This is a genomic window from Variovorax sp. LjRoot130, from assembly GCF_964253755.1.
Classification (GTDB): Bacteria; Pseudomonadota; Gammaproteobacteria; order Burkholderiales; family Burkholderiaceae_C; genus Variovorax.
In genome coordinates, this window is sequence record NZ_CAXURM020000002.1 from 1,066,170 (window position 1) to 1,078,575 (window position 12,406).

General features: G+C 61.9%; 11 protein-coding genes. 2 read left to right on the forward strand and 9 right to left on the reverse strand.

All coding sequences use genetic code 11. The annotated features are described in order from the left end of the window. Positions 1–9: 9 nt before the first annotated feature. The 9 genes from ACSQ86_RS34920 to ACSQ86_RS34960 form a co-directional block, all read right to left on the reverse strand. Positions 10–1,002: a ketopantoate reductase family protein gene (locus ACSQ86_RS34920; protein WP_436297382.1), complete on the reverse strand. Its 993-nt coding sequence runs from the start codon at positions 1,000–1,002 to the stop codon at positions 10–12. Between the two features lie 102 nt (positions 1,003–1,104). Then, complete coding sequence (locus tag ACSQ86_RS34925) at positions 1,105–2,064, reverse strand: alpha/beta hydrolase (protein ID WP_436310744.1); 960 nt, start codon at positions 2,062–2,064, stop codon at positions 1,105–1,107. Then, on the reverse strand, positions 2,061–2,675 hold the full coding sequence (locus ACSQ86_RS34930; protein ID WP_436310745.1) for an SRPBCC family protein: 615 nt from the start codon (positions 2,673–2,675) through the stop codon (positions 2,061–2,063). Before ACSQ86_RS34930 ends, ACSQ86_RS34925 begins: the two co-directional genes overlap by 4 nt. Positions 2,676–2,687: 12 nt before the next feature. Continuing rightward, positions 2,688–3,674, reverse strand: a complete 987-nt coding sequence (locus ACSQ86_RS34935; protein ID WP_436310746.1) for a 2,5-dihydroxypyridine 5,6-dioxygenase — start codon at positions 3,672–3,674, stop codon at positions 2,688–2,690. Between the two features lie 24 nt (positions 3,675–3,698). After that, positions 3,699–5,057: a cytosine deaminase gene (locus ACSQ86_RS34940; protein ID WP_436310747.1), complete on the reverse strand. Its 1,359-nt coding sequence runs from the start codon at positions 5,055–5,057 to the stop codon at positions 3,699–3,701. Positions 5,058–5,063: 6 nt separating this feature from the next. Next, a complete protein-coding gene (locus ACSQ86_RS34945; RefSeq protein WP_436310748.1) occupies positions 5,064–7,430 on the reverse strand; it encodes a xanthine dehydrogenase family protein molybdopterin-binding subunit in 2,367 nt (788 codons plus the stop codon). Beyond that, positions 7,427–7,900, reverse strand: coding sequence for a (2Fe-2S)-binding protein (locus tag ACSQ86_RS34950; protein WP_436297388.1), 474 nt, complete (start codon positions 7,898–7,900; stop codon positions 7,427–7,429). Before ACSQ86_RS34950 ends, ACSQ86_RS34945 begins: the two co-directional genes overlap by 4 nt. After that, a complete protein-coding gene (locus tag ACSQ86_RS34955; protein WP_436297389.1) occupies positions 7,900–8,769 on the reverse strand; it encodes an FAD binding domain-containing protein in 870 nt (289 codons plus the stop codon). Before ACSQ86_RS34955 ends, ACSQ86_RS34950 begins: the two co-directional genes overlap by 1 nt. A gap of 40 nt (positions 8,770–8,809) precedes the next feature. Next, on the reverse strand, positions 8,810–9,937 hold the full coding sequence (locus ACSQ86_RS34960; protein WP_436310749.1) for an FAD-dependent oxidoreductase: 1,128 nt from the start codon (positions 9,935–9,937) through the stop codon (positions 8,810–8,812). 533 nt (positions 9,938–10,470) lie between these two features. On the opposite strand from ACSQ86_RS34960, the gene ACSQ86_RS34965 reads away from it, so the two are divergent. Both ACSQ86_RS34965 and ACSQ86_RS34970 read left to right on the forward strand, forming a co-directional pair. After that, on the forward strand, positions 10,471–11,520 hold the full coding sequence (locus ACSQ86_RS34965) for an ABC transporter substrate-binding protein (protein ID WP_436297391.1): 1,050 nt from the start codon (positions 10,471–10,473) through the stop codon (positions 11,518–11,520). 4 nt (positions 11,521–11,524) lie between these two features. Beyond that, positions 11,525–12,397 (forward strand): ABC transporter permease, encoded by an 873-nt coding sequence (locus tag ACSQ86_RS34970; protein ID WP_436310750.1) that lies wholly within the window; start codon positions 11,525–11,527, stop codon positions 12,395–12,397. Positions 12,398–12,406: the final 9 nt, after the last annotated feature.

Below are 12,406 nucleotides of genomic sequence, written 5' to 3' on the forward strand. Positions count from 1 at the left end.
TAGATTCCTTCAGAGGGTTGAGACGATGGGGGGAAAAAAGTCTTGCCCTGAACTTTCTGGCTTAGGCCGACCATCGACTTTTTGGGCAGCTGGCGGACCATCACAGAACGGCTTCAGCAAGGCGTAGGTTGTTGTGTGCAGTGGCGTCGCGATGCCATGCATCTGACCGAGTCGCATCACCTCTCCGCTCAGTCCCTCCAGCTCAAGCCGATGGCCAGCGTCCAGGTCTCTTCGCATCGATGCGACGGTCTCTGGCGGCAGGGATTGAAGATAGCCAAGAACGTCATGGGCCACGGAAGGCGCAAATTTGACGCCTTCCGCAGTGCCTACTGCTATCACTTCATGTATTGACTGCTTGACAAGCTCCACCAGCCTGGCCTCGTGATAAACAATGCCGGCGGGTAGCTTTGAGATGCAGTTCAGGGCGGCGCTGGTCGCTAAACCAATGAACTTTGTCCACAAGACATTGTTGATGTCGTCAGCCAAGCTGGCATCAATGCCAACGTCGCGCCACAGCCGTACCAGCTCAGCAACAGGCGCTTTGACCTCGTGATCTGGATTTCCGAGAATGGCACGCTCAATGCCGCCATACGCTACTGACGCCGGGCCAGTCATTTTTGTCAGGGCGTAGACGGGGCCGACAGCGATCTGCGTCGAAGGCACCAAGGCACTGAGCACTCGGTATGCACTGATGCCGTTTTGAACTGCAACGACGACACCTGTTCGGGAAAGAGCAGGCAGTGCCGAGACGGCCGCAGCCTGGAGATCGTAGAGTTTGGTGGCCAGTAGCAAGACATCGACTGGCGCCAGTTTGGCGACGCTTTCGACAACGTCGACACTGTCCAATCGAAACGGAACGCGACCCACAGCCGTCAGCGGCTGATTCCTGAGTGCAAGCAGCCTGCTGCCGCGGGCAATGAATGTGACCTCAGCGCCAGCCATCTGAAGCCAACCGCCGTAAAGCAGCCCTACCGCCCCGGCTCCCATCACTGCAATGCGCATTTCTGCCTCGATTCTCTTGAATTTTATTGAGTTGGGTTACCAGCTTTGCCAGCCGGTGCGGCTGCTACTCGTCTGTTGTCCTGCTGGCGTCATCGGCAGCCTTCAGCGCATCGCACTCAGTCGCAGATGTTGATGAAGAAAGAGTGCCATCAAAGATTCGAGCGTCGTTCGCTCATCGCTTTCGGCATGGACATCCACTGTGCGCGGATAGAAATGGTTAGCTCCCGGGATACGCACCAGTTGATGAACAAGCCCGACCCGCTGGATGTGCTCAACCGGGGCCACCATGCTCTGCAGTTGGGAAGGCAGATCGTTCTCGCCGACGAAGAGCAAGAGCGGTGGCTCGCCCGGTGCACCGAGGATGCACGACTCGGCCATGCTCAGCATGATGCGGCCAGACAGCGCGACGACGGCCGCGACGCCAGCGCCTTGGGCATAGGCAGCATTCATCGCGGCGGTTGCGCCGGCTGAAAATCCGGCCAATGCAATGCGGCTCGCGTCGATGCGAAAACGAAGCGCGCTGGCTCGCACGAACGCAACCGCTTGGCTGATGTCGTCGGCCGCTGCTTCGTAGGTATTGTTCATCATTTGCGGCGTGCAGGGCATCAAGCCTTCCTGCGCGCGCACGAAGTTCACGCGTTCGCTGTTGATCAGCGTGCCCGGCGGCAATGTCGGCGTCCAGCCCGGGTCTGGCGCTTCCTGCATCAACCGATAGTCGATAGCGAAGCAGACATAGCCGCGCCGCGCAAATTCGCGGCAATATTCAGAAGCCGACGTATTTCGCACCTCGCCCGTGGGCACCACATCGCTCTTGCGGTCGCCGCGCGTAAAGGCCCCGCCGCACGCCATCACCAGCGCTGGGCGCAGAGCGCGGCCATCGTCCACCGGTTCGTAAACGTCGAGTTGCAGTGCCCGGTAGCTCGCGGCCCCGCCTTCAGCCGTGTATTGAATACCCGCCATGGCGTATGTCAGGTCTTCGATGACGCGAACCTCATGGCACTTTGCGACAAATGCGTCGCCAGCAGATTGCGTGCTTGCAGGTTGATTCACGTTCACCTTCATTTGCTCTCCTGGTGCGGTTCGCGATGTGACCGGCCTTGCCACACCCGGGACCACACGCGGCTGCAAAAAGCCAGCAGCGATGGGAACCATCCCCGCTGGACAGCCTCGGTCTCGTTCGGATGCGACGCGGCGTCTGGCTTTGCGTCCGGCACGCCGGCCAGCGCAGCTTGCTCGCCACCAAGCCGCGTATTGAAGGCCACGAAAAACTCGTCTGCGATCTTGCGTGCTGACGCATCAATCAATCGGGAACCAATCTGCGCGAGCTTTCCGCCGACCTGTGCGTTGGCGCGATACGCAAGGCGCGTCGCCGCGCCTTCGGGCGTGAGCTCGACGCTGGCAGTCCCCTTGGCGAACCCTGCGACACCGCCCTGACCTTCAAAAAATATCGTGTATGAGGTCGGCGGCTTCAGGTCTGACAGACGCAGGCGGCCTTTGAAGCGGGCGCTTACAGGGCCCACCTTCACCGTCATCGTCACGGCATATTCATTGGGCGCTGTTTCCTCGATGGCCTCGCAGCCGTTGATGCAGGCCTTGAGCGTGTGCGGATCGTTCAGCGCCTGCCAGGTGCGTTTTAGCGTAGCGGGTATGAGTTGTTGTCCGGTGAGTTCCATCGCGTCGTCACTTCAACTCGGGCGCTGTTCAGGCGAGACCACGTCACCATCGAGCACCATCGGTTTGCCGTCCAGATAGACCGAACAGCCCGCAAGAGGAATGTCCAGATGCATGGGCGCGCGCCGGGTACCGCCGCCAGAGAGATTGGGACCGGTCGAAAACAGGAAGTTGCCAAGATGACCACGGCCGTCCTGACCCTCGATCTCTGCCTTGTCAAAGTATTTCAAAGCGTCCCAGCGCGAATTGCGGCTGAGCCCCCAGCCGAGATGCGACACGGCGAACACCTCGGGATTGCGATAGGCATCCAGCGTGGCCTTCAGCAACTTCGCATCCATGCCGCCTTCGATGGCGGTGATGTAGCCGTTCTCCAGGTGCAGCGTGATGGGTGCATGCACGTACTCCTTCTGCGGGAAGATCATGTCGCCGGCGTCAATCACGACCGTGCCCTGCGCCGAGCCGTCGTTGCTGTAAGTGACGACAAAGGCGCCTGGGCATTGATCCCAATGACCGGGGTCGTCGGCAAAGCCGTATTGGCAATTGCCATTGAGTTCGCCTAAAGCGACTTCAAAGTCGGTACCCGCGGGCGAGGTTACACGCATCGTTTTCGCCGCGCGTATGCAACTTTGCGCATGCTGGACGCGCGTCTTGTCAGACGCTTGGGGCAACATGCGCAACAGAATTTCAGGCGGCTCGACAGCCGTCAAAGTGCGCACGCCGTCTCGCCCGAGTTGGCGAAACACTGGATCGTGGCTGTGCGTCAGGTCAACAATGAGCCCGGCGGCGCGCAGCGCCGGCAGCCCCGATGCCGAGACACGGTGCGGATTGCCGACTTCGACATAGCTGACCGCAGCACCCATGTCATCGAGCACCCGCAGCGCTACATCCTTGTAGCGATTGCGGCCACTGAGCGAGCCCAGGACCACCACTTTCTCTTCGGGACTGACCTTGCTCAGCAACATCAGGTGATGCCATGCCGACTGAAGACTCTGACTGGACATTTTGATTGCTCCTCAATAGGGATTTCAGGGCGCCGTACGTTTCTCGATATCCGCCCGGAACAAGTGGTCCAGCGTTCTGTAGTCGGGCGGTGCCGCATCGATACGCTTGCCGTGGCGGATCACGACGCGGCCTGCGCCGCGCCGTGCAAACAGCTCGCTGTGGCTGCGCTCGCGGAACAGCACCAGATCGGCAGGCGACCCGACGCGCAGAACGCCACCTTGAACACCCATCGCCTCGAAAGGCCGGCGAGTGATCGCGCCGGGCCACTCAGCGAGATCGGTGTCGAGATGCCCAAGCCGAATGCCACCGCCCAGAACCTCCAGCAAATCGAGGTCCCCGAATGCGTGATAAGGATCGCGGCAGTTGTCGCTGGCCAATACCACCGGCACGCCGGCGGCCTGCAGCTCACGCAGAAGCGGAATGCCGCGCCAGCGCGGTGTCGCCCCGGGCCGGCGGCCTTGCAGATACTGGTTCACCAGGGGCAGGCTGACGAGCGTGATGCCGGCGTCCTTGACGAGCCCTATGGTGCGCGCCGCCACGGCGTCTTCCTGCACCGAAAGACTGCAGCAATGACCGCACACCACTCGGCCCTGGAAATCGGCGCGCATCACCGCCTGTGCGATTTGCGCCAGCGTCGTCGAAGCTGCCGCACCGTTCTCGTCAACGTGCAGATCGACGTTCATGCGCCGCGCCCGGGCCAGGCCGAACAGCCGGTCCAGCCGACCGTCGAGCGGCTGGGTGTCGTCCCCGTCACTCAGGCGAAACGTGACGCCGCCGAGGAGGCCGCCCGACTCTTGAACCAGGCCGACGAGTGCGGCGTTGCGCCCGTCGTCGTAGAGGTCGGTGCTGACGAGGGCGACGGCCTGCAATTCCACCCGGCCCGCCCAGCGATCACGCAGACGCCGGAAGACGTCGAAGCTGATGCGTTCCTGGCTCGGCACGTAGCAGTCGAGGTGCGTGCGTATCGCCGATGTGCCGTGCGCGTAGGCCGACATGAGCGCGAATTCGAACCGCGCTTCGACGTCCTCGGTGCGCCAGTAATGGGTCGTGTCGGCACGCACGTGGGTGCGTGCGCTGTCGATGGTGCCGTCCGGGTTGTGTGCACGCGGCCAGATGTGGCCCTTGTCCAAGTGGGTATGCAAGTCAGCGAAGGTGGGCCAACATTGGCCGCCATCGGCATCGACCAGGGCGCCGTCGGTCGGAGATCCGGCCGGCAGAATTTGGGCAATCGTTCCTTGGTCCAAGACCAGATCGACCCGCGTCAGGCCGCTGCAGCCAGCCGGCTCAATTGAAGGATCGAGAAGGCCTCGCGGCACATTCACATTCGCCAGGTGGACGCGCCCGGCGTCTGGCCATTGCAGATTGTTCAAGGTGTTGTTCATTGAAGCTCAAAGCGCCTGGAGACGCCCCAGCGCCTTCAGTATCCGCACCGGGGTCATCGGCACGTCGGTCACGCTGGCGCCCAGCGGGCGCAGCGCGTCATTCACGGCATTCATCACCGCGCCCACCGAACCCGATGCACCCGCTTCGCCAGCGCCCTTGGCGCCCAGGCTGGTGTGCGGCCAAGGTGTTTCGATGTGCTCAACGACGATGTCGGGCAGGTCGCCGGCAACCGGCACGAGGTAGTCGGCCAAGGTGCCGTTCGTCAACTGCCCTGCCCCCGCATAAATCAATTCCTCATAGAGCGATTGACCTATGCCTTGGGCGATGCCGCCGCGCACTTGCTCAGACAGGAGCAAAGGGTTCACGACGACGCCGAAGTCATCGACCGCCCAGTGCTTCAACAGCCGCACGAAGCCGGTGTTGATGTCCACTTCAACGTGGCTGGCCTGGATGCCGTTAGTCGGAACAACCGACGGCCAGTCGTGCCCCAAATGCATCGACAAGGAGAAATTAATCTGCGGACCCGGCGGCAGCAACTGCGGCTTGAAGTAAATGACCTCCGCCAATTCAGCGAGCGTCAGGCGCAGGTCGGGCGAGTCAGCGACTGAAAACACACCGCCCTGAAGATCGAGTGCGTCCACTGAAGCCCTCAGGTAACCCGCCGCCGCGCTGAGCACCACTTGGCGAAGTTCGCGCGCAGCCTTCAGCGCCAATTCGCCACCGACCGCCGTGCCGCGCGAGGCACGCACCCCCGAACCGTAAGGCGTGGCCTGGCTGTCACCCGAAACCACGCGTATGGTTTCGGCAGGCACGCCCAGCCCTTGGGCGACGATCTGCGCGACGACTTCGTGCGTGCCTTGACCTTGGTCCGTGACCGTGATGGCGCATCGGACAGCACCAGACGGGTCGATATTCAGCGTGATGCCGTCCTGCGCAGTGGCCTTGCGTATGTGCGCCGATGTGGGCGCATTGGTCGCCGTGCGTTCAACGAAACATGCGAAGCCGATGCCGCGGTATATGCCGCGAACGCGAAGCGCCGCATGCTCGGCGCGCAGCGCCGGAAGATCGATCAACTCACACAGCCGGCTCAAACATTTTTGATGCGACAACGCTTCAAGCGGCACGCCCGTGCGTGTCACCAGCGGGTAGGCGTCGTCAGGCGCCAAGTTGCGACGGCGTAATTCCTCGGGCGCCAGCTTCAGCAGCGCTGCAGCCTTGTCGATCAGGTGTTCGGTAATGGCTGCACCCATCGGATGGCCGACGCCCCGGTACTGACCCACCATGGTCTTGTTCTGGAAGACGACGTCGAGGTCGCCGCTGACACGCGGAACCATGTACGGCGCCATGGCAATGCGCAGCGCCTCGTCGCCTTCCTGAACGCTGGAACCCGGGTGCGTCGAGTACGGCCCTATGGCCAGCAGGCAGCGCGCCTCCCAGGCGAGGAACTTGCCCTCGTGGTCCAAGGCCAAGCGCGCCCAGAGGTTCTGTTCGCGCGCGTGAATATCGCTGATGAAAGACTCCATGCGATCGGCCACGAATTTGACCGGCCGACCCAGCAAGCGCGAGATCGCGGCGGTCGCGATCTCGTCTGCATAGAGATGAATCTTGACGCCAAACGATCCGCCGATGTGAGGACAAACGACACGGATGCGCCCTTCCGGAATGCCAAGGTGCATCGCATAGAGCGAGCGCAATTGGTGCGGTGCCGTGTGGCTTTGATGGATGGTGATGCTGTCGTCGCCTGGCAAATAGCTTGCGACCACGCCCCGTGTCTCCATCGAGCATCCCGTGAGGCGGTGGAAACGGAAGTTGTCTTCGACGACCAGCGCGGCATGGCGAAAGGTCTGATCGTCTATGGAGTCGCCCAGGTGCGCCTGGTACGCAAGGTTGCTGTCCAGGTCACGGTGCGCGCGTGCCGCGCCGTCAACGAGTGCCAATTCGAGTTCGCAGGCGGCGTCCTCGGGTTCCCATTCAACCTCGATCAACTCGACCGCGTCTTCCGCGATGGCGCGGCTTTCCGCGACAACCGCAACCACAGGCTGACCGACGAACACGACTCGGTCGGTGGCGAGGCAGGTCTGCTCGCGCGTGGTCAGACCGGGATAGGTCTGGGACGTGACCCAGGACTTGCAATGCGGTGCCACATCGGAAGCAACGACGACGCGCACGACGCCCGCCAATTGCGCTGCCTCGTCAACACGGATCGATCGGATCTCGGCCTTGGCGTACGGGGAACGCAGAAAGGCGACGTGAAGAACTCCCTGAACCGCGACGTCGTCGATATATTGACCGCGCCCTTCGACCAGCACTCGGGCGTCGGCACGCGGACGGGAAGCCCCGATGCCAGACTTCTTGGTTTGATGTGGATTCATGGCCTGCGCTGCAGATCAAGCTCGACGGCGTTCACGATTGCTTCGTAGCCTGTGCAGCGGCAGAGGTTGCCGGACAGGGCGTCACGGATCTGCTGGCGCGTCGGCGTTGGCGTCTTGGCAGTGAATTCGGCCGCCGTCAGCAGCATTCCGGGCGTACAGAAACCACATTGGAGCGCGTTGCACTCGACGAACGCGTTTTGTAGCCCTCGGACGCGTCCGCTTTGCGTTGCACCTTCTATGGTTTCCACAACGCAGCCTTCCAGTTGCACGGCGAACATCAGGCAGCTGCGCACGACCTCTCCGTCAACGACCACCGTGCAGGTGCCACAGACACCGTGTTCGCAGCCGATGTGGGTGCCCGTCAGGCCAAGATCATGGCGGATGAAGTCCGCCGCGCTCGTGCGCGCGGCGACCGAACAACGCCGGACCTGGCCGTTGACCGTCAAGGTGACGGCATGAAATTCGTCCATCAGGGGGCTCCGTGCGGTATGGGCTGGGACAGGGACTGGAGGCAACGACTGACCAACTCGGCTGCGAGGCGTTGCTTGAACTGGCCTTCTTCGCCATCGTCAACGTGGGGCGCGAAATCGGTGGCGATGGCTTGCGCAAGCGCGCGGCGATCGGGTGTGCCTCGGCGGCTCGCCCAGAGCGCTGGCAATGCGCTGAGCAATAGCGGCCGGTCAGCAATACCGAACGCCACCCATTCAAAAACGTCCTCTCCCGCGCGCGGACAAACGCTGACAGCCAGACCAGCGATTGCGAAATCGCCGTGGCGACGCGAGATTTCATCGATGGCGAAACGTGCGCCTGGCAACGCCTTCGGGATGCGCACGGCGAGCAAGATTTCGTCGGCCTCAACGGCCGTCGTGAAGGGCCCGTGAAAGAATTCTCGCGCCTTGACGAGTCGCGTGCCGCGTGCCGATCCGATCTCCATCGTGGCGTCCAGCAACACAGCGCAAGACGGAAACTCCGCGGCCGGGTCCGCTTGGCACAGGCTGCCGCCAAAGGTGCCTCGGTTGCGAATGGCCAGGTGCGCAACATGCTCGACCGCCAGTCGCAGCAAGGGTGCATGGCGCGCAACCAAGAGGCTCGTCTGCATCTGGTGATGGCGCGTGAGCGCACCGATGCGCAGTTCACCGTTGTCCTCGGAGATGAGCCGCAAGGCGTCAATCCGGTTGATGTCGATGAGTACAGCAGGCGAGCTCACCCGAAAATTCATCATGGGAACGAGGCTCTGGCCGCCGGCCAATACCTTCGCGCTATCCCCGTGCTTCGCAAGAAGCGCATAGGCCTCATCAAGCGTCGTCACCGATTCGTACTGAAAAGCTCTGGGTTTCACGCGGCCCACTCCAAGTAGGTGACGACGGCATGCGCAGGCATCACGAGGCACCAACCGGTGGACGAACGGCGGCGCAGCGGATCGTGCGCTGACGCACCCATTCGTTGCCCACGATGACGCCGATCGCCATGCGGCGAAGCTTCGGCGGCAGGCGCGCCAGTTCGCCATACCAGCTTGAAACGGACTGGACCCATTCGACGAATGGTCGTTCGCCGCGCTCCCATTCGGCGATACCTGCCGCCACATCGTCGTGCCGCGTCAGTGCGTGTGCGAGGGCCAGCCCCGAGGTCATGGCCACACCGCCGCCCTGGCCCAGGAAAGGCGGTTGCGCACTGGCTGCGTCCCCGATCAAGGCCACCCGACCGGATGACCACGCTTTCAAACGGATGACCTCGAACCAGTCGCTCTTGCCGTTCGACGGAATGCGCTCTATCAGCCAGGCGAGATGAGGGAAGGTTGCCAGCCATGCGCCACAGTCATACGGTGCATCGGAGAGCGGATCGCTCCGCAGCGTCGTCAGTTGCACATAGGCCTTTTCCCGCGTGCACGGCGCGTAGAGCAGCCGTCGCCCGCGATTCCAGTGTTCGCTGACGACGCTGCGCACCGGATCGTCGGCCTCCCAACGCTCGCGATCGATCATGATGCGATAGCCGAACTGACCGACTGAACGGCGCCAGCGCAAGAGGCCCAGACTGTCGCGAACGCGCGAATTGATGCCGTCGGCACCAATGATCAGATCGCCCCGCAGCGACGTGCCGTTGGCGAATTTCAATTCACCCTCGGGATCGGCACCGATGACTGGTATGCCGAATGAGATCTCGCCACCAGCCTCGATGAACCCATCGCGCAGGGCCGTCAGCAAGGAATGGCGAAGCGGGATGTAGCAGCGTCCGCTCTGCGAAATGCTCTCGAAGCCCATCAACTCGCCGCGGTCGCCGCGACGCTCACGCCGCTGAACCGGAATGGCGCCTTCGATGACTTTGGCATAGACACCCAGCGACTCCAGAACACGCAGGCCGTTCTCCCAGATGTAGATGCCCGCGCCCAGGATCCGGATCTCGTCACTCTGCTCGAACAGCTGCACCTTCCAACCGCGTTTCAGCAGGGCGAGCCCCGTGGCAAGCGCCCCTATCCCTGCTCCTGCAATCAATGCCTTGCGGTTCGACATCGCCGAGTCCTTTGTGCTGAATGGCACCTGGGCGACCGACGGGGTCGCTCTACCTATGGCGCCCAAGCATGTTATCGTGGATTTCTAGTTTTGTCGATAACTATGAATTTTGTCGAGTAAGCTGGCCCGAATCCTGCGTGCGGCGAGCGCCATGACAATCCGACTTGGACCGACCCACCCGCTGCGATTTGCCAGCGTTCGGTCCGGCTGCAGAAGCGGTGCAAGACGCTCGCTGCGACGGCCGGCCGATGCGCGACATCGTGGGCAGGGCCTGTCGCTCGATGCCGGCCCTCCTCGTGTTGGCGAAGAAGCGCCCCACGGGGCAATGCAAGCGGCGGGGATGCGCGCACCTTGAGCGCGCGCGATGACCCAAAACAGGGCGAACTCGAGAGCCACCGACCAGCGACTGCCGTCGAGATGTACCCGGGCCGACTTTGCCCCCTCATGAAGTCCCGCCGCACCAAAGTGGCACTGTTGGGTGGCATTGATCGTCACTTCCTCCTCATTCCTTCAACAACCGCTCAGGAGTCCTTATGACAGGCAAAGAAATTGTTTCGAAGACGAGGCGCACAGCGCTGTTAGGAATGGGCGCCTTCGCATTGGGCGGGAGAGCCAGCCTGGCTGCCTCCGACGATCCAATTGTCTTGACCATGTATGGAGGAGCGTCGGAACGTGCCTTCCGTGCCGCCTTGCTTGAGCCGTTTGAAAAGGCCACGGGGATCAAGGTGATACCCAAGCTGGGCTCGCCGAGCGAGTGGCTGACCAGCGCCATCGTTAACAAGCGCAAGCCGGAGATCGACATTCTTTGGCTTGGATTTCCGGAATCCGTACGTGCTGTCGCCGAAGATGTCGTGCAGCCCCTGTCGGAGGAAAGAATCCCGAACATGAAGAGTGTTCGTCCCCGTCTGAAAGACCTCTACGACGGAAAAGGCGTGGGTCACGAGTTTGTCAGTTTCGGCATCGCTTACCGAACTGATCTCGTCAAGGCGCCGCCCAAGTCCTGGGCGGATCTGTTCTCACCAAGCTTCGCCAATCAAATTGCCCTGCCTGACATCGTCTCGCCCGGTGGATGGGAATTGTTGATGATGGGCGCCAAACTGAACGGCGGCAGCGAAAGCAACCTCGACCCCGGACTCGCCGCAGTGGAGAAGATTCGGGGCGGGGTGAAGCGCTTCTACAAGAATCAGACCGAAGCCGCCAATCTCCTGGACACGGGGGAGGCACCTATCGTCGGCGTGATTTCCGATTTTCGCGCGTATGCCATGCAGGACGCCGGCAAGCCGATAGGCTTCGTACGCCCTGCCGAGGGGGCGATCCCGTCCCTGGTCTCATTCCATATCGCAAAGAATACGGCCCACACAGAGAAGTGCGAGAAATTCATAGACTTCGCACTCTCTGTGCAAGGCCAGACCGCGTTTTGCAATGAGCTCGTTTGCGGCACGGCACGGCCGGACATCGCGCTCAAACCGACAGCTGCTCAGCGTGTCACGCCGTTTGAAAGTTTGATAATTTTTGACTGGCGCAAGGTTCTGCCGAACACGCGCAGGTACGTCGAGACGTGGAACCGTACCATCGCGCGCTGACAAAATGAACCGGCATTCCAGTGGCGCGCTTTACCTGCTCGCGCCCGCATTATTGATGGTGGTGGTCCTGCTCGGGCTGCCACTGCTGATGATTGCGGTCAACAGCTTCAATCACGGAACTTCGCCGGGCGAGCTCTCGCTGAATTTATCGATTGAGAACTACCTCGACATTTTTCGCGATGATTTCTATCCCCGCGTACTGGCGCGCACGCTGATGTCGTCTCTGGCGATCACGGCGCTGACGCTCGTGCTCGGATTTCTGCTGGCATTGAAATTGTGGAAATCCAGGCCACGCGCGCGCATGCTGCTCATGATGATCGTTGTCGCCCCGCTGCTTATCAGCGTGGTTGCGCGAACTTACGGCTGGTTGCTGGTCCTGGGTGAAAAGGGCGCGCTGAACGCGCTCCTTTTGAAGGTAGGCATGGTCGATCACCCTGTCAAATTCCTGTTCAACGAGGGTGCGGTGATATTCGGACTGACCCATCTGCTCGTCGCCTTCCCCGCCCTGTCCATACACGCTTCCCTGGACCGCGTGACCGACGAAATTCTGGAAGCTGCGCAGATGGCCGGAGCCAGCGCTTGGCGAATCTTTGCCGACATTCTGCTGCCGATGACGATTCCGGGCGTGGCCGTTGGCGCCACCTTCTCGTTCACGCTTGCGATGTCGGCCTTCGTTACGCCGGCATTGATGGGCGGCGAACGCAGCGCCCTGGCGCCGCTCATCTACCAGAAGTACATCGTTTCCTACGACTGGGGCTTCGGAGCCGGGCTGGCGATGATCTTCCTCATTGCAGCACTTGTCGGCACTGTCGCCATCACAGCTGCGCTCACGACCCCATACCGGAAGCGTCTGGCGGCCCTGCGCTTGAACACTTGAGATTCTCAC

Excerpts from the sequence above, each read along its gene's own strand:
- ACSQ86_RS34920 (WP_436297382.1), bottom strand. The coding sequence starts at position 1,002 with ATGCGCATTGCAGTGATGGGAGCCGGGGCGGTAGGGCTGCTTTACGGC.
- ACSQ86_RS34925 (WP_436310744.1), bottom strand. The coding sequence starts at position 2,064 with ATGAAGGTGAACGTGAATCAACCTGCAAGCACGCAATCTGCTGGCGAC.
- ACSQ86_RS34930 (WP_436310745.1), bottom strand. The coding sequence starts at position 2,675 with ATGGAACTCACCGGACAACAACTCATACCCGCTACGCTAAAACGCACC.
- ACSQ86_RS34935 (WP_436310746.1), bottom strand. The coding sequence starts at position 3,674 with ATGTCCAGTCAGAGTCTTCAGTCGGCATGGCATCACCTGATGTTGCTG.
- ACSQ86_RS34940 (WP_436310747.1), bottom strand. The coding sequence starts at position 5,057 with ATGAACAACACCTTGAACAATCTGCAATGGCCAGACGCCGGGCGCGTC.
- ACSQ86_RS34945 (WP_436310748.1), bottom strand. The coding sequence starts at position 7,430 with ATGAATCCACATCAAACCAAGAAGTCTGGCATCGGGGCTTCCCGTCCG.
- ACSQ86_RS34950 (WP_436297388.1), bottom strand. The coding sequence starts at position 7,900 with ATGGACGAATTTCATGCCGTCACCTTGACGGTCAACGGCCAGGTCCGG.
- ACSQ86_RS34960 (WP_436310749.1), bottom strand. The coding sequence starts at position 9,937 with ATGTCGAACCGCAAGGCATTGATTGCAGGAGCAGGGATAGGGGCGCTT.
- ACSQ86_RS34965 (WP_436297391.1), top strand. The coding sequence starts at position 10,471 with ATGACAGGCAAAGAAATTGTTTCGAAGACGAGGCGCACAGCGCTGTTA.
- ACSQ86_RS34970 (WP_436310750.1), top strand. The coding sequence starts at position 11,525 with ATGAACCGGCATTCCAGTGGCGCGCTTTACCTGCTCGCGCCCGCATTA.